Annotated in this window: 15 protein-coding genes; 8 read left to right on the forward strand and 7 right to left on the reverse strand. The window is 65.4% G+C overall.

Annotated elements, in window-relative coordinates; genetic code table 11:
* Positions 1-111: 111 nt before the first annotated feature.
* Positions 112-792, reverse strand: coding sequence for a Fe2+-dependent dioxygenase (locus tag AC2CQI_RS06215; RefSeq protein ID WP_484579548.1), 681 nt, complete (start codon positions 790-792; stop codon positions 112-114).
* Positions 792-3,128 (reverse strand): TonB-dependent receptor, encoded by a 2,337-nt coding sequence (locus AC2CQI_RS06220; RefSeq protein WP_484579549.1) that lies wholly within the window; start codon positions 3,126-3,128, stop codon positions 792-794. Before AC2CQI_RS06220 ends, AC2CQI_RS06215 begins: the two co-directional genes overlap by 1 nt.
* A gap of 180 nt (positions 3,129-3,308) precedes the next feature.
* Here AC2CQI_RS06220 and AC2CQI_RS06225 point away from each other — a divergent pair, with 180 nt between their 5' ends.
* From AC2CQI_RS06225 to AC2CQI_RS06240, 4 genes are all read left to right on the forward strand, one after another.
* Positions 3,309-4,034, forward strand: coding sequence for a response regulator (locus tag AC2CQI_RS06225; protein ID WP_075805679.1), 726 nt, complete (start codon positions 3,309-3,311; stop codon positions 4,032-4,034).
* Positions 4,031-5,389, forward strand: coding sequence for a sensor histidine kinase (locus tag AC2CQI_RS06230; protein WP_484579550.1), 1,359 nt, complete (start codon positions 4,031-4,033; stop codon positions 5,387-5,389). The genes AC2CQI_RS06225 and AC2CQI_RS06230 overlap by 4 nt, the downstream gene beginning before the upstream one ends.
* A gap of 226 nt (positions 5,390-5,615) precedes the next feature.
* Positions 5,616-6,344, forward strand: coding sequence for a hypothetical protein (locus AC2CQI_RS06235; protein ID WP_075805677.1), 729 nt, complete (start codon positions 5,616-5,618; stop codon positions 6,342-6,344).
* Positions 6,345-6,377: 33 nt separating this feature from the next.
* On the forward strand, positions 6,378-7,325 hold the full coding sequence (locus AC2CQI_RS06240) for a site-specific integrase (RefSeq protein ID WP_484579551.1): 948 nt from the start codon (positions 6,378-6,380) through the stop codon (positions 7,323-7,325).
* 106 nt (positions 7,326-7,431) lie between these two features.
* Here AC2CQI_RS06240 and AC2CQI_RS06245 read toward each other — a convergent pair whose 3' ends face one another.
* Complete coding sequence (locus AC2CQI_RS06245; RefSeq protein WP_484579552.1) at positions 7,432-8,571, reverse strand: glycerate kinase; 1,140 nt, start codon at positions 8,569-8,571, stop codon at positions 7,432-7,434.
* A 206-nt stretch (positions 8,572-8,777) separates the two neighbouring features.
* Entirely contained in the window at positions 8,778-9,881 is a 1,104-nt protein-coding gene (locus AC2CQI_RS06250) for a sugar diacid recognition domain-containing protein (RefSeq protein ID WP_075805674.1), read from the reverse strand.
* Between the two features lie 161 nt (positions 9,882-10,042).
* On the opposite strand from AC2CQI_RS06250, the gene AC2CQI_RS06255 reads away from it, so the two are divergent.
* Positions 10,043-11,347, forward strand: a complete 1,305-nt coding sequence (locus AC2CQI_RS06255) for an MFS transporter (RefSeq protein WP_484579553.1) — start codon at positions 10,043-10,045, stop codon at positions 11,345-11,347.
* 170 nt (positions 11,348-11,517) lie between these two features.
* On the forward strand, positions 11,518-12,525 hold the full coding sequence (locus tag AC2CQI_RS06260; RefSeq protein ID WP_484579554.1) for an aldo/keto reductase: 1,008 nt from the start codon (positions 11,518-11,520) through the stop codon (positions 12,523-12,525).
* Here the strand turns inward: AC2CQI_RS06260 and nahK are convergent.
* The 3 genes from nahK to AC2CQI_RS06275 form a co-directional block, all read right to left on the reverse strand.
* On the reverse strand, positions 12,503-15,142 hold the full coding sequence (gene nahK / locus AC2CQI_RS06265; protein WP_484579555.1) for a hybrid sensor histidine kinase/response regulator NahK/ErcS': 2,640 nt from the start codon (positions 15,140-15,142) through the stop codon (positions 12,503-12,505). The genes AC2CQI_RS06260 and nahK overlap by 23 nt on opposite strands.
* Positions 15,072-16,235: a nitric oxide-sensing protein NosP gene (gene nosP / locus AC2CQI_RS06270; RefSeq protein WP_484579556.1), complete on the reverse strand. Its 1,164-nt coding sequence runs from the start codon at positions 16,233-16,235 to the stop codon at positions 15,072-15,074. Before nosP ends, nahK begins: the two co-directional genes overlap by 71 nt.
* Positions 16,236-16,547: 312 nt before the next feature.
* A complete protein-coding gene (locus AC2CQI_RS06275; protein WP_484579557.1) occupies positions 16,548-17,729 on the reverse strand; it encodes a porin in 1,182 nt (393 codons plus the stop codon).
* A gap of 327 nt (positions 17,730-18,056) precedes the next feature.
* On the opposite strand from AC2CQI_RS06275, the gene AC2CQI_RS06280 reads away from it, so the two are divergent.
* Both AC2CQI_RS06280 and AC2CQI_RS06285 read left to right on the forward strand, forming a co-directional pair.
* Positions 18,057-19,142 (forward strand): enoyl-CoA hydratase/isomerase family protein, encoded by a 1,086-nt coding sequence (locus tag AC2CQI_RS06280; RefSeq protein ID WP_484579558.1) that lies wholly within the window; start codon positions 18,057-18,059, stop codon positions 19,140-19,142.
* A 16-nt stretch (positions 19,143-19,158) separates the two neighbouring features.
* Complete coding sequence (locus AC2CQI_RS06285; RefSeq protein ID WP_484579559.1) at positions 19,159-20,310, forward strand: acyl-CoA dehydrogenase family protein; 1,152 nt, start codon at positions 19,159-19,161, stop codon at positions 20,308-20,310.
* Positions 20,311-20,399 lie beyond the last annotated feature (89 nt).

Consider the following 20,399-nt stretch of genomic DNA (forward strand, 5'->3'; position numbering starts at 1 on the left):
CCGGCGCCTTGCTCGATATTGAAGTCATCCAGATACACGGCGTGGCAGGTTTTGGGACCGCTTCGCGGTCCATCGCAGGCAAGCCAGCTCCTACAGGGGGTGGCGGCGTGTTCAGGTTTCGCCCCAGCGCCGCAGCAGGTTGTGGTAGACGCCAGTCAGTTCGAGCAGCGAGCCCTGGTCGGCGCCCTGCCCGGTCAGGCGCTGGATCGCCACGTCCATGTCCAGCAGCAGGCTGCGCTGGCTGTCCTCGCGCACCAGACTTTCGATCCAGAAGAACGCGGCAATCCGCTCGCCCCGTGTCACCGGCTCGACCCGGTGCAGACTGCTGCCCGGATACAGCACCAGGTGCCCGACCGGCAGCTTGACGCTGCGCTCGCCGAAGGTGTCGCGGATCACCAGTTCACCGCCGTCGTAGCTGTCCGGCTCGGCCAGGAACAGGGTCGCCGACAGATCGGTACGCACCCGCTCACGCACGCCCTTGATCCCGCGAATGGCGTTGTCGACGTGGAAGCCGAAGCCTTCACCGCCGCCATAGCGATTGAACAAGGGCGGATAGATGCGCTTGGGCAACGCCGCCGACATGAACAGCGGGTTGTCCGACAGGCGCCGCAGGATCAGGTCCCCCAGTTGCCGGGCAACCGGGTTGTCCTCGTCCAGCTGGCGATTGCGCTTGGCCTGGGCCGATTGCACGCCAGCGGTGGCCTTGCCGTCGATCCAGGGTTGCGCCAACAGCTGTTGGCGCAGGTCGTCCAGCTCGGTGGCGCTGAACAGCCGGTCGATTTCGATCAGCATCAGAAGCTGTAGTCCACGCTGGCGGTCAGGGTCCGGCCGGCACCCGGCACGCCGTACAGCTGGAAGCCGTCGAGCGAGGCGCCGACGCGGCTGTAGTAGAACGTGTTGAACAGGTTGCTGACGTTGAGGTTGACCGTGGTCTGGCTGTCCACCTTGTAACGGGCGGCCACGCTGTGCAGCCAGTAAGACGGAGACTTCTCGTGGTCGCGGGTGTAGATCGTGTACACACCCGACGGGCCGTTGGCGTAGCTGCTGTTGTTGTTCAGGCCACCGACATACTTGTTGTCGCTGTAGCGGCGTCGGCCTACGTAGTCGGCACCGTAGCTCAGGCCGAGCTTGTCGGTGAGCTGATAGCTGGTCCACAGGTTGGCGGTCAGGTCGGGAACGTTCTTGGCTTCCTCGCCCTTGTTGGCGCCCTTGGTCTGGCGGCTTTTCATGGCCGAGAAGCCAGCGTAGGCCGACCAGCGCTCGGTGATATCGCCCTGCAGGCCCAGTTCCACACCATCGACGCGCTTGGCCGGCAATGCGCGCACCGGGGAAGTTTCGCCTTCGCTGTATTCCCAGCTGTCTTCCAGTTCGGTACGGAAGATCGCGGCATTCAGGTTCAGGCTGTCATCGAACAGCTCCCACTTGGTACCGATCTCGTAGGTCTTGGACTTGGCCGGCTTGTAGTCCTCGGTGCTGGCCGCGCCGTAGATCTGGTTGTTGGTGGTGGCACCGATCGCCGATGGCTGCGCCGCCTCGCTGTAGGAGGTATAGATGCTGCCGTTGGGCAGTGGCTTGTAGACCAGGCCGACGCGGCCGCCGATGGCGTCGTCGCGGCTGCTGCTGTTGCCGGTGGAGCGCTGGCTCTGGGCTTCCCAGCTGTCGTATCGCAGGGCCAGCAGCAGTTGCCATTGCGGGTCCAGGGTCAGGGTGTCGGAGGCGTAGACCGCGGCGTTCTTCACCACGCTGCGTGGGTCGCCGTAGCCCTTGTCGGTGTAGGTGGACGCGAAGTGATGGGCTGGGTCGGACAGGTCGAAGAACATCGAGCCGTCCGGCACTTCCATGGTCTTGTGCAGGCCGCCGTAGGACTCGCGGTACAGCTCGATGCCGGTTACCGCGTCATGGTGGATGCCGCCGGTATCGAGCTTGAAGCGCAGGTCGGTCTGGTTGTCGAAGATCTCGTAGCGCTTGGACAGGCCGAAGTCGCTGCCGCGCAGGATGGCGTAGCCGGTACCGTTGCTGTTGGCGTACTGGGTGTAGGCGTTGATGCCGTTGATCGAGCTCAGCGGGCCAAGGCCGACATAGCCGAGGCTGGCGCAACGGGTGCCGGTACAAGTCCGGCTGCCGTCGGCATTGGCCGAAATGAAGCGCGCCGGCGACAGCACCGCCCAGTTGTCGGTCTGCTGCCAGCGCAGCTGGTTGCGCAGGGTCACGTCATCGTTGAAGTCGTGTTCGATCAGGCCGGTCAGGGAGCGGGTTTCGGTGCGCTGGGTGTACAGGTCCGAATCGCCGTACCAGGCATCGCGGGATACTCCGGGCATGCGCTTGCCATCGGTACCACGCTGGATCGGCACGCCGCCGTCCGGAGTGTTCTTGTCCTTCTGGTAGAAGGCATCCAGCCAGACCCGGGTGTCGGTACCCAGGCCGAAGCCCACGGAAGTCGCAAAGCCCCAGCGGTCGTAGTCCACCTCGTCGCGCTCGGACACCGCGTTGTAGTGCTTCATCAGGTTGACCCGCACCGCCGTGGTCTCGTTGAGCTGGCGGTTGACGTCGGCGGTCAGGCGCTTGTAGTTGTCGGTGCCGATCCCGGCGGAGAGCTTGCCGGAGTCGCCGAGGTGGGCGCGCTTGCTGACCAGGTTGACGCTGCCGCCCACCGCCGAGACGCCGGACTCCACGGAGCCGGTGCCCTTGAACACTTCCGCCTGCTCCAGGTTGAAGGTGTCGTTGCGACTGGACATGCCGGCATCGCGCACGCCGTCTACGGTCAGGCTCTGCTCCGCGGCGAAGCCACGGATCGAGAACAGGTCGCCCCAGCCCAGGTTACCCTCACCGGACATGAAGGTGATGCCCGGCACATTGCGCAGGACGTCCTGCAGGCTCTGGGCGTTCTGTTCCTCCAGCACCGCCTTGGGCACCACGGTGATGCTTTGCGGCGCATCCAGCAGCGGCGTGGTGATCTTGCTGGAGGTGACTTCATCGACCTTGTAGGCCGATTGCTTGCCGGTGACGTTGGTGGCCGGCAGGTTCAGTACCTGCTCGTCGGCATGCGCCGCCGGCAGGCAGGCACCGAACATCAGGCCGACAGCAGGCGCCAGGGTGGCGGGCAGGCGCTGGGAGGAAGCGAGAGACATCGAGGTTTTCCTTAAAGTGAATCAGTCGCATTTGTATCGCCGGATTCTATCCACGCGTCTGATGGCACTATTTGCGCAAATGTAATGGCTCACCCTCTTCCGTCGGCTCCAACACATTCCATTACATTTGCCTCGCCCGCCCGGTGTAAAGTCCGCCAATTCCACTTGAGAAGCATTCCGATGTCCGCACCCGAGCATATCCTGATCGTCGATGACGACCCCGAGATCCGCCAGTTGCTCTCCACTTATCTGGAAGAGGCCGGGTTTCGCACTTCGGTAGCTGCCGATGGCCGGGAAATGCGCCGACGCCTCGACGACCAACTGATCGACCTGGTGGTCCTCGACCTGATGCTCCCCGGCGAAGACGGCCTGAGCCTGTGCCGTGACCTGCGGGTACGCAGCAATATCCCGGTGATCATGCTCACTGCCCGGGGCACCCTGGTGGACCGGATCGTCGGCCTGGAGATGGGCGCCGACGATTACCTGGGCAAGCCGTTCGATCCCCGTGAACTGCTGGCCCGGATCAAGGTGGTGCTGCGCCGCACCAACGCCTTCCCCGAGCGCGCGCGGATGGACGATGTGCGCAACCTGGCCTTTGCCGGCTGGCAACTGGATACCAGCAGCCGCCAGTTGCGCTCCCCCGAGGGCCTGGTGATCAGCCTCGGCACTTCGGACTTCCGCCTGCTGCGCCTGTTGCTGCAGCACCCGAACCGGCCATTGAGCCGCGACTTCCTCCTCAACCATGTGTTCGATCGCGAACGCACGCCCTACGACCGCAGCATCGACGTGTGCATCAGCCGCCTGCGCCAGCACTTCAACGACAATGCCCGCCAGGGCGGCGCACTGATCCGCACGGTGCGCAACGAGGGCTACATGCTCAGCGTCGACAAGGTGGTCAGCGAATGAAACGCTTCTGGCCGCGCTCCCTGCATGGCCGCCTGGTGCTGATCCTGGTGGGCGGCATGCTGGTGTCGCAGTTGCTGACCAGCAGCATCTGGCACGAGGTGCGCCAGACCCAGGTGCTGGAAATCCCCCTGCGCCTGGCCGCCGGACGGATCGCCGATGTAGTGCAGGTGGCACGGCAGCACCCGGAACAACTGGACGCGCTGCTCGACGGTTTCGAATCGCCACGCTGGCAGCGACTGGCCGAGGCCCCGGACCAGGCCGATATCGACCCCATGTATGAAACCCTGCTGCGCCAGCTGGTGGCCGAACGCCTGGGCAAGCCGGCGTCGATCCATGTGCTGGGCCTTGAGCTGCTGGCGGCCAATGACGCCCCGGCCGGCCCGGCAACCCTGTTCGACGGCGAGCAGGCCCGGGTGCGCCTGCGTTTCTCCCTGCATACCCCGGACGGCCGCACCCTGTACTTCCAGGCTACGGAAAGCCAGGGCTGGAGCAGCGGTTCGATCAGTTCGCTGGTGTTCGACTACATCCTGCGCATCTACCTGCTGCGGATTCTTGCGGTGGTGCTGGTGGCCCTGCTCGCGGTGCGCCTGGCGTTGCGTCCGTTGAAGCAGATGGCGGCGGCCGCCGAAGCGCTGGGGCGGGATATTCATCGCCCGCCACTTAGCCTGGACGGGCCGGCGGAAGTACGCCAGGCCGCGCAGGCCTTCAATGCCATGCAGCGCCGGCTGATCGACAGCATTGCCGAGCGCACGCGGTTCTTTGCGGCGGTGTCCCATGACCTGAGGACGCCGATCACCCGCATGCGCCTGCGCGCCGAGATGCTGCCGGAGGAAACCCTGCGCCAGCGTTTTCGCGATGACCTCGGGCATATGGAGGAAATGGTCGCGGCCAGCCTCGACTTCCTGCGCAGTGGCGAGCTCGAGCATGCCCGGGAACCGGTGGCGATCGATGCCTTGCTGCAGGGCTTGCAGGCGGATTTCGAGGATCTCGGCGGGGAACTGCGGATTCACGGCAGTGCGCAACCGTTGCTGGCTCATCCGGGCGGATTGCGCCGCTGTTTGCAGAACCTGCTGGATAACGCCCGCCGTTATGCCCCGGGGCCGGTGGACATCGAGGTGATCGATGAGGCGCAGCGCTTGCTGATCAAGGTCGGCGACCACGGGCCGGGGATCGAAGCAGAACACCGCGGGCGGGTGTTCGAGCATTTCTATCAGGTGGACCCGTCGCGCAGTAGCGGCGGGCATGGGCTGGGGTTGAGCATTGCGGCGAATATCGCCCGCGGGCACGGCGGGACGCTGGAACTGGCGGAGCGGGAGGGGGGTGGGCTTTGGGTGATCCTGGAACTTCCACGATGATCTTCGGATTCGATCTGCGCGCTTGTCAGTCGCTTCCGGGGGGGATCTTCGGAAGCGTCCTGCATCGATGACCCGGATTGGCTTGGTAAGGTCCACCACCGATTGCGTTAGAGGGTCAAGGAGGAAACCTGCCTTGCTTGACCCTCGCTAACGCTTCTCGATTGAAAACAGCTGCGCACGCTTTTTATCCTGCGCGGCCTCTCGAACCCCGGACCAAGGATGTGTTGTGTCGAAGAAGTTCACGCTTGCCCTCCTCGCCGTCGCCCTGCTCGGCGGCTGCGCACAGAAACCCGCCGGACCCGCTGTCGATCCCCTGGCCAGGCTGCAGTTCCATCAGGCGTTCCAGACGGCGCTTTATCGCAGCGTCTCCGCCAACGTCCGGGAGGTGACAGCAGGGGCGGTGTCGCTGCAGATCGTCGCCAATCGCCAGGGTCAGGCGGTGAGTTGCCAGGCCAAGGGCTACCCCGAAGGGGTAGCCCGGTTGCCGTTCGACGTACCGCGCACCCCGCCGCGCCAGTTCGCGGCCATGATGGAGCAATACTGCCGGCAAGCCATATACCCCACTGCGCCGGATGCCCTCTACGACGACGAGGGCCAGATGGAGCTGCGGGCACCGGTAGTGGTGGTGTTCACCGTCCAGAACGCTTCGCGCTGGAAACAGCGCAATGCCCAGCGCGCCTTCTTCCGCGAGCATCTGCTCAAGGGTGAGGCGGTGGACAGCGTCGGCTACCTGGTCGTGCGCTACCAGACCGACGGCAAGGGCTGCCTGGTGGACATTCGCCCCAACGATATCCGGCCGATGGACTTCAAGCTGGACGGTGCCCTGCAGGGGCGGCTCAACCAGGCCTGCATGAAGCTCGACCTGAGTGGATTGCCCGGCATTGCCCAGGGCGATCCGCAGCAGACTGTGGGGCAGGTGTCACTGGAATATGCACCCTGGACGGTTGGGCGCTAAACTCCTGCCACCTCCGCTTGACCTTCCCTGTTCATGAACAAGATCGACCAGTACCTCCAGGCCGCCGTGCGCGACAACACCCGGCGCAGCTATCGCGCCGCCGTCGAGCACTTCGAGGTGACCTGGGGCGGGTTCCTGCCGGCCACGGCGGACAGCATCGCCCGCTACCTGGCGGATTTTGCCGGCGAGCATTCGCTCAACACCCTGCGCCAGCGCCTGGCGGCACTGGGGCAATGGCATGTGAGCCAGGGCTTTCCCGACCCGACCAAGGCACCGCTGGTGCGGCAGATGCTCAAGGGCATTCGCGCCCTGCACCCGGTTCAGGAGCGCCAGGCCACCGCGCTGACCCTGGAGCATTTGCAACGAACCATCGCTCATCTCGAACAGCAGGCCGTGGTTGCCCGGCGCGAGCACTGCCTGCCCGACCTGCTGCGCGCCCGGCGTGATGCCGCGCTGCTGCTGATCGGTTTCTGGCGCGGGTTTCGCGGGGATGAGCTGGCGCGGCTGCGGGTCGAACATATCCAGGCCCAGGCCGGGGGTGGCATGCAGCTGTACCTGCCGCAGAGCAAGGGCGATCGCCAGGGGCGCGGGGTTACCCATCGCATGCCGGCGTTGAAAAGCCTGTGTCCGGTGCAGGCGTATGTGGAGTGGATCAGCGTGGCGGGGATCGCTCGTGGGCCGGTGTTCCGCAAGCTGGATCGCTGGGGCAACCTGGGCGAGGACGCGTTGAACAGCGGGAGCCTGATTGCCTTGCTGCGGCGGATCTTCGCTGCGGCCGGATTGCCGGCAGAGAGCTACAGTGCCCACTCGCTGCGGCGCGGATTCGCCACCTGGGCGAGCAGCAACGGCTGGGACACCAAGGCCCTGATGAGCCATGTCGGGTGGCGGGATGTGAAGTCGGCGCTGCGCTATGTGGATGCCAGTGCTTCGTTCGGGGAGCTGGAGTTGCCAACACCTTCCGGACAGAAGCAGATCAACTGAACCTGCACCGCACCCTGTGGGAGCTGGCTTGCCAGCGATAGCGCCCGGCAGGACAACACAGGTTGAACCTGCTGGCCTCATCGCTGGCAAGCCAGCTCCCACAGGGTCAGCGGTGTCTCGCGATCTGCCACAGACGCAGGATATCCCCGGCGCGCTCCGCCAGCAGCCCGGCCGCATTGCCACAGGCCTGCTGCAAGGTCATCGGCCCGCTGGCAATGGCGAAGGCGGCATCGATGCCATGCCCATACAGCTCCTGATAGCCCTCGCCCAGGGTTCCGGCCAGCACCACCACCGGCACACCATGCCGCTTGGCAATCCGCGCCACCCCGAACGGCGTCTTGCCGCGCAAGGTCTGGGCGTCGAAGCGACCTTCACCGGTAATCACCAGGTCAGCGCCCTGCACTGCTGCCTCCAGACCGGCCAGCTCGGCCACCACGTCGATCCCCGGACGGAACTGCGCATCGAGGAAGGCCTTGGCCGCGAAGCCCATGCCGCCGGCAGCGCCGCACCCCGGAAAATCACGCACATCACGACCGAGCAACTGCGCACAGTGATCGGCGAAATGGCCGAGGGCGTGATCCAGCAGTTGCACCTGCTCGGGGCTGGCGCCCTTTTGCGGGCCGAAGATCGCCGAAGCGCCATTGCTGCCACACAGCGGGTTGTCGACATCGGCGGCGACTTCCAGGCGCACCCCGGCCAGACGCGGATCGAGCTGGCTGGCATCGATACGCCCGACATTGCACAGGGCCAGGCCGCCCTCCTCGAGTTCCGCCCCCTGGGCGTCCCAGGTGCGCAAGCCAAGGGCCCGCAGCATGCCGCTGCCGGCATCGTTGGTGGCGCTGCCGCCAATGGCCAGGATGATCCGCTCGGCGCCGGCATCCAGCGCCGCGCCGATCAGTTGCCCGGTGCCGTAGGAGCTGGTGCGGCAGGCATCGCGCTCACCCAGATCGAGCAGTTGCAGGCCGCTGGCCTGGGCCATCTCGATGATCGCGGTACGGGATTCGGCGAGCCACCCCCAATGCGCGACGACTTCCAGCCCCAGCGGGCCACGCACGTTCAGGCGGCGTTGCTCACCGTGGCAAGCGGCGACGATGGCCTCCATCGTGCCCTCGCCGCCATCGGCCATGGGGCAGCAGACCACCTCGGCCTGTGGCAGGACCCCGGCGATGCCGTCGGCAATGGCCGCGGCAACCCCCTCGGCGCTGAGGCTGTCCTTGAACGAGTCGGGGGCGATGACGATTTTCATGGGGGGCTCCTGTCAGATGCCTGCATGCTGCCAGTTGTCAGGCTGGCTCGCTTCTGTCACCTGCACAAGAGGGAGGGTGGGTTGTTTGGTCAGTTGGACAATTCAGCTTCAAGCTTCAAGCTTCAAGCTCTAAGCTCTAAGCTCCAAGTCAAAGCAGTGCGCGGTGGAACACCCTCAGATGAACCGCTCTACTTACCGCTTGAAGCTTAAAGCTTCTCTACAGGCAGCAGTTGCAACCCCAGATAAAGACTCAACATCCCCTCCAGCCGCAACGGATCCACCCCGCTCAGCTCGCCGATCCGCTCCAGCCGGTACCGCAGGCTGTTGCGATGAATCCCCAGCGCCTCCGCACAGGCCTGGCTCTGCCCGTCATGGCTGCACCAGGCACGCAGGGTCGCCAGCAGTTGCCCGCTGACATCCTTGGCGCGAATGCGCTGCAAGGGTTCGAGCAGTTCATCCAGGGCATCGTCCTGCCGATGACGCCAGAGCAACGCCGGCAAGCGGTAGCGGGCCAGGGTCAGCAGGCGCTCGCCGGGCAGCACCTCACGCCCGTAGGCCAGCAGGTCGCGGACCCGGCGGTAGCCACGGCGCAACTTGTCCACGCCATCGGCCACCCCGCCGACGGCCACGCGCTGCACCCGCCAGCCCTGGGACTGGAGCTTGTCCAGCAGCTTGCTCTCATCCAGCGCCACCCCGGCCGGACGACACCAGAGCAGCGACTGGCGCGCCGGGCTGACGCACCAACTGTCCGGATAACGCTGCATCAACCACACCGACAAGGCCTCGGCGCCCTGCCCTTCGTCGAGCTCGAACAGGCACGGCACCCGCGGCAGTTGCGGCTTGAGCCCCAGTTGCCGGGCTTCATCCACCAGGCGCGGGGCATCGCCGCTGCCACCCAGCAGCAACGCCAGCAGATCGTCGCAACGCTGCCGCCGCCATTGCTGTTCCACCTGCAAATGACGCTGGGCCAGGAGCATTTCGGCGGTCATGCGCACCAGTTCGGCGTAGGTCCGCAGTTGCTGCGGCTCGCCGGTGATACCCAGCACGCCGATCAGCCGGCCATCGAGCATCAGCGGCAGGTTGACTCCGGGCTGCACGCCCTTCAGGCATTTGGCGGCCTCGCTGTCGATCTCGACGATACGCTCGTTGGCCAGCACCAGTTGCGCACCTTCGTGGCGGGTATTGATACGTTGCGCTTCACCACTGCCTAGAATCAGTCCCTGGCTGTCCATGACATTGACGTTCCAGGGAAGAATGGCCATCGCCCGGTCGACGATATCCTGCGCCAGGTCATGGTCCAGTTCGAACATTGGGGGTTCCTTGCAGGTCCACAGGTTGGTCGGCAGCACAGCGAAGCGCCGCGAATGCTGTGCAAAAGCACAAAGACACGCACCCCGCGCTCGTCGAGACTTTTCACCAGCGCCCGCCTCGACGCGGGATGCCGCACAACCATAACAACAGAGAGAGAATCATGTCATCCAGCCCTGCCCTTGACCAAGGCCACGGCATCGACCGCGATGCGCTGTACCGGCGCATCACCCTGCGGCTGATCCCGTTCATTTTCGTCTGCTACCTGTTCAACTACCTCGACCGCGTCAACGTCGGCTTCGCCAAGCTGCAGATGCTCGACGCGCTGAACTTCAGCGAAACCATCTACGGCCTCGGCGCCGGAATCTTCTTCATCGGCTACGTGCTCTGCGGCCTGCCCAGCAACCTGGCGCTGAACAGGTTCGGCCCGCGGCGCTGGATCGCCCTGATGATGATCACCTGGGGCACCCTGTCGACCTGCCTGCTGTTCGTCACCACGCCGACCCAGTTCTACGTGCTGCGGCTGTTCACCGGTGCTGCCGAAGCCGGCTTCTTCCCCGGCATCGTGCTGTACCTTTCGCAGTGGTTCCCGGGGCAGCGCCGTGGGCGGATCATGGCCCTGTTCATGTCGGCGATCCCGGTCTCCGGGCTGCTCGGCGGGCCATTCTCCGGCTGGATCCTCAATCACTTCGCCGCCGGCCAGGGCGGCCTGGCCGGCTGGCAGTGGATGTTCCTGATCCAGGGCCTGCCGACCGTGGTCCTCGGCTGCCTGGCGGTATTCCTGCTCAGCGACAGCTTCGCCAAGGCCGGCTGGCTGAGTGCCGCTGAACGCCAGGCGGTGGCACACGACCTGGCTGCGGATGCGGCGGGCAAGCCGAAAACCGTCAGCGACAGCCTGGTTTCGGTCCTGACCAACCCGCTGATCTGGACCTTCGGTTTCGTCTATTTCTGCATCCAGAGCGGCGTGTACGCGATCAACTTCTGGCTGCCATCGATCATCAAGAGCCTCGGCTTCAGCGACGCCCTGCTGATTGGCTGGCTGAGCGCGATCCCGTACCTGCTGGCGGGCGTGTTCATGCTGCTGGTGGGGCGCTCGGCTGACCTGCGCAACGAGCGCCGCTGGCACTTGGTGGTGCCGATGCTGATGGGCGCCATCGGCCTGCTGATCGCGGTGAACTTCGCCCACAGCCCGGTGATCGCCATCCTCGGCCTGAGCATCGCGACCATGGGCGCGCTGACCGGCCTGCCGATGTTCTGGCCGATGCCGACGGCGCTGCTGACTGCCGGGACTGCCGTGGCCGGCCTGGCCATCATCAACTCGGTGGGGCAGATGGCCGGCTTCCTCAGCCCGTACCTGGTGGGGTTCATCAAGGACCAGACCGGCTCGACCGATGCGGCGCTGTATTCGCTGGCAGGGTTGATCGTGGTCGGCAGCCTGGTGGCGTTGCGGGTTTCGCGGCAGCGTTGAGTCATTGAGTCTTCTGGGGGCTGATCGGGCCTCATCGCTGGCAAGCCAGCTCCCACAGGTACTGCACATGACTCAGGTAGGCATTGATAGGGCCGGCACACAGATTTGCAGCCAGGCCTCCCCAACCTGTACAAAAGTCCCTTCCACCTACCGCGAAGGGACTTTCGACCATGATCTACCGTCCTCTGGGTCGCAGCGGCCTGCAAGTGTCCGCCCTGACCCTGGGCAGCATGATGTTCGGCGAGCAGACCAGCACCGAAGATTCGCTGCGCATCATCGACAAGGCCTGGGACCAGGGCATCAATTTCATCGATACCGCCGACGTCTACAACGCCGGGCGTTCGGAAGAGATCGTCGGCGAAGGCATCGCCGCACACCGCCACGACTGGATCCTCGCCACCAAGGTCGGCTACGGCCCGGTGGACGGCGTGCCGAACCGCAGCGGCCTGTCGCGCAAGCACCTCTTCAATGCCATCGAGGCCAGCCTGACCCGCCTGGGCACCGACTACATCGATATCTACTACCTGCACCGCGAAGACCATGCCACGCCGCTGGACATCACCGTCTCGGCCATCGGCGAGCTGCTGCGCCAGGGCAAGATCCGCCACTGGGGTGTGTCCAACTTCCGCGGCTGGCGCATCGCCGAGATCTGCAACCTGGCCGAGCGCCTGGGCGTGCCCAAGCCGGTGGTCAGCCAGCCGCTGTACAACATCGTCAACCGCCAGGCCGAACCGGAACAGCTGACCGCCGCGGCCTACCACGGCCTCGGCGTGGTGCCCTTCAGCCCTCTGGCCCGTGGCGTGCTCAGCGGCAAGTACGCGCCCAACGCCGAGCCCGAGGCCGGCAGCCGCGCGGCCCGCCAGGACAAGCGCATCCTCGAAGTGGAATGGCGCGCCGAGTCCCTGGCAATCGCCCAGAAGATCCACGCCTACACCGAGGCCAAGGGCGTGGGTATGGTCGAGTTCGCCATTGCCTGGGTGCTGAACAACCAGTCGGTCAGCTCGGCCATCGTCGGCCCGCGCACCGAAGCGCAGTGGGACACCTACGGCGGCGCGCTGCAGGTGAAGATCAGCGCCGAGGACGAAGCCTTCATCGATTCGCTGGTCACCCCGGGTCACGCCTCGACCCCGGGCTTCAACGATGTCGCGCACTTCGTCAGCGGGCGTGCAGCACGCTGAGTTCGTTGCCGAGCAGGTGGCTGATGGCGGCCTTGAGCTTCATCGGCCGCACCGGCTTGTGCATCAGGGTGTGGCCGAGTTCGCGCACCTGCTGCTTGAGTTCGTTGCTGTAGTTGGCGGTGATCATCAGAGCCGGCAGGGGTGAAACCCGCCGCGCATTGATCGCCGCCACCGCTTCCAGTCCGTTGCGATCGTTATCCAGGTGGTAGTCGACGATCAGCAGCCCCGCCTCCTCCGCCGGCAACTGTCCGGCCAGATCCTCTTCGTTCAAGGCCGTGCTGACCCGGCAGCCCCATTGTTCCAGCAAGGTGCGCATGCCGGCGCAGATCGCCGCGTCGTTATCCAGCACCCAGATCCGCGCCCCTTCAAGCCGCTCCAGCGCGGGCAGCGGCTCGGGCACCGTGACCAACGCCTGCGGCGCCTGGCGGCTCAGCGGCACCTCGATGGCGAACACCGAACCCTTGCCCGGGGTCGAGCGCAGCGCGATGCGATGGCCGAGAATCCCGGCGATCTTCTCGACGATGGCCAGGCCCAGGCCCAGCCCGCGGTCCTGGTCAGGGCGCTGCGAGTCGCCGCGCTTGAACTCCTGGAAGATTTCCTCGCGCTTGTCCGCCGGGATGCCGATCCCGGTGTCCCAGACCTCGATCCACAAACGCCCGGCCCGGCGCCGGCAACCCAGCAGCAGGCGCCCGCTCGGGGTGTAGCGGATGGCATTGCTCAGCAGGTTGCGCAGGATCCGCGCCAGCAGCTGCATGTCGCTGCGTACTCGCAGGCGGGTCGGCACGTAGTCCAGGCGCAGGCCCTCGCTGGCAGCGGTGGCGGCGTACTCGGCGGCGAGGTTGTCGAGCAGGTCGGCGACAGCGAAAGTGGCGGTATCGGCCTTGATCACCCCGGCATCCAGCTTGGAGATATCCACCAGGGTACCCAGCAGGCTTTCCACATCGTCCAGTGCGTTACTGACGTTGCGTACCAGCGCCGGGCTGCCGCTTTGCTCCTGCAGGGCACTGGTGAACAGGCGTGCGGCGTTCAGCGGTTGCAGCAGGTCGTGGCTGACGGCGGCGAGGAACTTGGTTTTCGACAGGTTGGCCTGCTCGGCTTCCTGCTTGGCCTCGCGCAGGCGTGATTCGGCGCGGCGACGCTCCTCGACCTCGCGCAGCAGTTGCTGGTTGAGCTGGGTCAGCTCGGTGGTGCGCTCGCGCACCCGCAGCTCCAGGTGCTGGTAGGCCTGGTGCAGGGCCTCGGCGGTGCGGCGGCGCTCGGTGATATCGCGGATCAGCACGAAGATCCCCACCACCTCGCCGCTGGGCAGGCGGTTCGGCACATAGGAACGCAGCATATAGCGCTCCTGGCCATGGGCATTGGTCTCGGCGAACTCGAAGGTCACCGCCTCGCCGGCCAGGGCCTGGGCGATGTAGGTTTCCAGGCGCTGGTAATGCTCGGCGCTGTGTACGTCGCGCAGGCGCTGGCCGAGCATCGCTCCGTGGGGCCAGCAGTACCACTGCTCGTAGACCTTGTTGGTGAATTCGTAGACCAGGTCGGCATTCAGGTAGGCGATCAGCGCCGGCACCTGGTCGGTGATCAGGCGGATCCAGCGCTCGCTTTCGCTCAGGGCTTCGGCGTGCTGATAGCGCTCGGTGATGTCGGTGAAGGTGTTGACGAAGCCGCCAGTGGGCAGCGGATGGGTGCGGATTTCCAGCATGCGCCCGTCGTACAGGCGCTGCTCCAGCTCTTGCAGCGGCCGGCCATTGGCATCGCGGCTGGCCGGGGTCAGCAGGTCCAGCTCGCTGTCGCCGATCACATCGGCGAATTGGCGGTGCGCGGCAATCGGCGCCAGGCCGCTGAGTTCGAGGAAACGCCGGTTCCACAGCTCCAGCACGCCATCGGCATTGACCATGGCCACGCCCTGGGACAGGTTGTCTACCGCCCGCTGCAACAGGTGCGACTTCTGCGCCACCGCCTGCTCGCGGCGCTGGGTCTCGCTGTGCTTGACCTCGGTGATATCGGTCAGCAGCACCACCCGTCCGCCGCCCTGGGTCGGGCGCTCGCTGACCTGCAGCCAGCGCCCGTCACGCAGGCGATAGAGCAGGTTCTCTTCGTTGATGGTGCGCGGTTCCTCGGTGAACAGCCCGGTTCGCAGCATCAGCCGGCGCACTTCCGAGAGGTGCATGCCGCTGATGATGCGGATCCGGCTGTTGGCCCAGAGCGCCTTGAAGCGCTGGTTGAACAGGACGATGCGCAGGTCGGCGTCGAACAGCACGAAGGCGTCGGAAATGCTCTCGATCGCATCCACCAGGTACTGGTGCGCGGTTTCCGCGCGCAGGCGGGCATCGCTGAGCAGGTGGTTGCTGGCCTTGAGCTCGGCCATGGCCTGGTTCAGCGCGTCGGTACGCTCGCGCACCTGCTCGGCCAGGATCACCGAGTGCTGGAAGGCGGCGTAGGAGTCGTCGGGGCGAGCCGCACCGGATTCAAGGCGCTCGATCAGCGCCGCGTTGATCCGCCCCAGCTTGTGGTTCTCATGCCGCAGTTGCGCGATCAGCGCCTGGACGTCAGTCGAATCGGCGGGCACGGGACCGTCCGATGGCAACGCCGGTGAAGGTCTGGTTGATATGCATGCCATTGAACTGTTCTCCATAGGAGTTGAAGCCCACCACCGCGTGCTGGCGCAGGATCGCCTCGACCGCCTGCTTTTCCGGCCGGCCTTCCAGCTCCAGGCGGCGCAGGAAGCAATCGCAGCCGATGGTCAGGACCAACTCGCCCAGGCGCTGGTTGAGGCCGTCGAACAGCGCATTCAGGTTGGGGATCAACGGCCCGGGGTGCATGGCGGTGAGGACGATGCCGTTCTCCACCGCGCAGTAGAAGCTCAGGCTCAGGTCGTCGTGGACCTGCTGGATCGCCCGCACGTAGTAGCGCTCGTTGATCCGTACCGCCAGCGGGTGGGCGGCGAAGGTGCGTTGGTCGATCTGCTCCACCGGCACGCCGATCAGCTGCGCGTATTCCAGGGCGGCCGGCTCGGCGTTCAGTTCGTAGACCCGGCGCAAGGTGCGGTCGGCGCGGGTGACCACCAGCTTTTCCTCGCGGGGCTGGATGTGGTGGGTGGTGAACACCTCGAAATCCAGCCAGGTGTTGACCAGCAGCACCACCGCCGCGCTGCTGTGGAAGGCGCCGTCGTAGTAGACGTGGGTGTGGTTGAGGTAGTTGTCGTCGCCGGCCGAGCCGCCGAAATGCGGGATATCGCCCAGGGCTGCGTTGAGGGCGGCGAGGAGCATTTCCTCGCGGCTGGACAGGCCGTCGAGCAGGGTCAGGGCGAAACTGTGGCCCTTGATCGGCGCCAGGGTGTTGCCGCGGCAGTCGTTGATCAGGCGCTCGACGCAGCGCTGGGCGTCGATCAGGCTGAAGTCATGGATCGGTGCGATCAGCTCGGCGGCGATGGAAAACTGCCGGTGATCGAAGCCCAGGGCGGTGATGCAGCCACGGCCGTAGCCTTCCGGAGTGATCTCCCCGGCGCTGGTGCAGCCGGCCAGGCGGATGCCGCCAAAGCTGGCTTGCAGGGCCTGGGCCAGGGCCGGCAGGTCGTATTCGGCGGAGCAGAAGAACAGCACGAAGCCCAGGTGCGGGTGCATCAGTTGCCGGGCGAGGTCCTGGGCGGCCTCCTCGGCGATCACGGCGCGGGAGACGGCACTGAGGACGCCTTCGGCGTTGGACTGCGGCATGGCAGCCTCCAGCGGTTCAGGGGATGGATGGCGGAATTCTAGGGGGCGGCGGGAGGGGGTCGAATGCTACTTGGGTAGTGGGTGGTGGTGGCATTGGTTGTAGATCAGGGATTTGTGGTGCTGCAGATGGCCTCATCGCTGGCAAGCCAGCTCCCACAGGGTTTGTGTTGACCACAGGATTCATGATCGACGCGGACACTGTGGGAGCTGGCTTGCCAGCGATAGGGCCCGAAAAGCCACCGCAGGACGAGGCCCTTTAGCCGGCAGGATGCGCCTTGCCGATCCAAAAACCCCGCCCCGCAGTGGTGGGGTTCACCAGGTGAGCACGGCACCCAGTGCCAGGGTGTCGGTGTCCTCGTTCTGCGCGTCGCCGTGATGGCCGTTGATCTCGAACTGGTTGTACTCGGCCACCAGCTTGAGGTTGTCGTTGATGTCGTGGAACAGCGCGATGCCGCGGGTTTCATAGTCCGCGCCGGTATTCACCGCGCCATTGCCGTCGTCCTTGGTCTTGCCATAGGACAGCGCCAGGCGGTTCTTGCCGAACTTGTACGAGCCCTGCACCAGGTAGCCCTTGCTGTCCACCTCGCGCAGGGTCGCCTCACCGGCGTTGTTGGTGAAGAACGGATTGATGCCCTTGGCGGTGAAGCCCGAACCGGTCAGCGAGAACGCGCCCATCTTGGCCTGCACGCCATAGCCCAGGCCCTTGGACGTCACGCTGTCGACGTTGTGGTCGGTGTTGTCCGAGGTCTGGTAGCTGCCGTTGATCCAGCTGTAGATCTGCGCGCCACCCAGGTCGAACTGGTAGGTGATTTCGCTCTCGGTACGCGGGTTCTTCTGGTAGGCCTTGCCCACCGCGCTGTCGTCGTTGGTGTCCACCGGGTCGAGCACGCCCACGGCAATTCGCAGGCCGTCCATGATCGGTGTGCGGTAGGTGATCTGCGCCGAGGGGAACGGGTACGGGTAGCCGCTGCCGATATTGCCGAACGACACCCCGCCGCCATCCACCAGGCCCAGGGTATCGCTGACCTGGCCATAACCGGCGAGGAGTTCGTCAAGCAGGATGTTGGAGCGGGCGAACAGGCCGAAGTCCTTGCCGATCAGCACTTCGCCCCACTCGGGATTGGCCACGGTGCCGTAGAACTGACGGACGTCGATGGCAGTGTCGGTGCCGTTTTCCTCGCTGTCGTTGATGGTCACCCAGAACGAGGCGCGGCCGCCGAGCTTGAGGTCGCCCATCTGCCTGGTCATGTTGAAGCCGAGGGTGTTGGGCAAAAAGCCCATCTTGATCCGCGACTGGCGCCGGTCGTACTGCTCGCCGGCACGGTTGACGTCGCTGTTGACGTAGAAGGCGTTGACGTAGCCATCGGTGGAGAAGGTCGTTTCATCCTTGTCGTACAGCATGATTTCCGCCTGGGCCAGGGGCGCCAGGCCGAGGGTGGCGAGGCCGGCGAACAGGGGCAGGAAACGGGCATTGGCATTCTTATTGTTGTGCATGACGCTCTCCGCGAACGGTTTGGACGGTTGTCGGAGCCGATTATCGAAAGCCCGCACGCCCTGCCCTATGCTGCCTTGGCGCGAGGTTCGCGGTGCTTTGGCCGCGGCCATGGGCGCGGCGGTCGAGGGAACTAATCCCCTGTGCGGGCGGGTCACAAGGCTAAAGTGTCGAAGGCACGCCCTAAGGTCGGGGTTGCCCATGCAAAAATGCAGATTGCTACTGCAGTTTTGTCGATTGAGCTGGGCAAATTTGCACTGTTACGATCCGGGCGATCCTTGACCGCGACAATTCACGTGGAAAATCAATAACAAAGCAGGGAGACAGCGATGACCGCGCCAGCTTCAACCACCGGTATCACTCAAGCGGAAACCGCCCAGGTTCTTGCCGAGGTTCGCAACCATATCGGTCACTTGACCCTCAACCGCCCCGCCGGGCTCAACGCCCTGACCTTGCAGATGGTTCGCGACCTGCGCCTGCAACTGGAAGCCTGGGCGCTGGATGCCGACATCCATGCGGTGGTCCTGCGCGGCGCCGGCCCCAAGGGCTTCTGTGCCGGCGGTGATATCCGCTCGCTGTACGACAGCTTCAAGAGCGGCGCCACCTTGCACCGCGACTTCTTCATCGAGGAATACGACCTCGACCTGTTCATCCACCACTACCGCAAGCCCATCGTCTGCCTGATGGACGGCTTCACCCTCGGCGGCGGCATGGGCCTGGCCCAGGGCGCCGAGTTGCGGGTGGTTACCGAGCGCAGCCGCCTGGCGATGCCGGAAGTCGGTATCGGCTACTTCCCGGATGTCGGTGGCAGCTATTTCCTGTCGCGGATTCCTGGCGAACTGGGCACCTACCTGGGCGTGACCGGGGTGCAGGTCCAGGCCGCCGACGCGCTGTACTGCGGCCTGGCCGACTGGTACCTGGACAGCGACAGACTGGCCGACCTGGACCGCGCCTTCGACCAGTTGAGCTGGGGCGAGTACCCGCTCAAGGACCTGCAAGGCGCCCTCGCCCGTCTCGGCAGCCAGACCCTGGTCAACCCGCCGCTGGCCGAACTGCGCCCGGCCATCGATCACTTCTTCGCCCTGCCGGATATCGCCAGCATCATCGAGCAGTTGCGCACGGTGAACGTCGCCGGCAGCCACGACTGGGCGCTGAAGACCGCAGATCTGATGGACAGCCGCTCGCCCCTCGGCATGGCGGTGACCCTGGAACTGCTGCGCCGCGGCCGTCACCTGGCGCTGGAAGAGTGCTTCCGCACCGAACTGCACCTGGACCAGCAATGGTTCGAACACGGCGACCTGATGGAAGGCGTGCGCGCCCTGCTGATCGACAAGGACAAGCAGCCGCGCTGGAACCCGCCCACCGTTGCCGGCCTCGACCGCCAGCGCGTCGACCAATTCTTCGAAGGCCTGTGAGGGCTGGAGCACCGCTATGCAAGACCTGGAACTGACTGAAGAACAGATCATGATCCGCGACATGGCCCGCGACTTCGCCCGCAACGAAATCGCGCCCCATGCCCAGGCCTGGGAAAAGGCCGGCTGGATCGACAACGAGGTGGTGCGCAAGATGGGCGAGCTGGGCTTGCTCGGCATGGTCGCCCCGGAGGAATGGGGCGGCAGCTACACCGACTACGTCGCCTATGCCCTGGCCGTGGAGGAAATCGCCGCTGGCGATGGCGCCACCGGGGCGATGATGAGCATCCACAACTCGGTAGGCTGCGGTCCGCTGCTGGCCTACGGCAATGATGAGCAGCAGAAGACCTGGCTGCCGCGCCTGGCCACAGGTGAAGTGATCGGCTGCTTCTGTCTCACCGAACCCCAGGCCGGCTCGGAAGCGCACAACCTGCGCACCCGCGCCGAGCTCAAGGACGGCCAGTGGGTGATCAATGGCGCCAAGCAGTTCGTCAGCAACGCCCGACGGGCCGGGCTGGCCATCGTCTTCGCGGTGACCGATCCGGAACTGGGCAAGAAAGGTCTCTCGGCCTTCCTGGTGCCCACCGACAACCCCGGCTTCGTGGTCGATCGCAGCGAACACAAGATGGGCATCAAGGCCTCGGACACTTGTGCCGTGACCTTGAATGACTGCCGGATTCCCGAGGCCAACATGCTCGGCGAACGCGGCAAGGGCCTGGCGATCGCCCTGTCCAACCTCGAAGGCGGGCGCATCGGCATCGCCGCCCAGGCCCTGGGCATCGCCCGTGCGGCGTTCGAGGCGGCGCTGGTGTATTCCCGCGAGCGCATCCAGTTCGGCAAGCCGATCAACGAGCACCAGAGCATCGCCAACCTGCTGGCGGACATGCAGGTGCAGATCAATGCTGCGCGCCTGCTGATCCTGCATGCTGCGCGCCTGCGCACCGCCGGCAAGCCCTGCCTGAGCGAAGCCTCCCAGGCCAAGCTGTTCGCCTCGGAAATGGCCGAGCGGGTGTGTTCCATGGCGATCCAGGTGCATGGCGGGTATGGGTACCTGGAGGATTACCCGGTGGAGAAGTACTACCGGGATGCGCGGATCACGCAGATCTACGAGGGCTCCAGCGAGATCCAGCGCATGTTGATTGCCCGGGAACTGAAGAACTATCCGTTGTAAGTGCGGCTCCCACAGGCTTCGTGTCGCTGCGAACCCTGTGGGAGCTGGCTTGCCAGCGATGAGGCCTTCAGCTGACCCGCCTTACTGAC

The organism is Pseudomonas sp. P2S-1 (assembly GCF_057197725.1).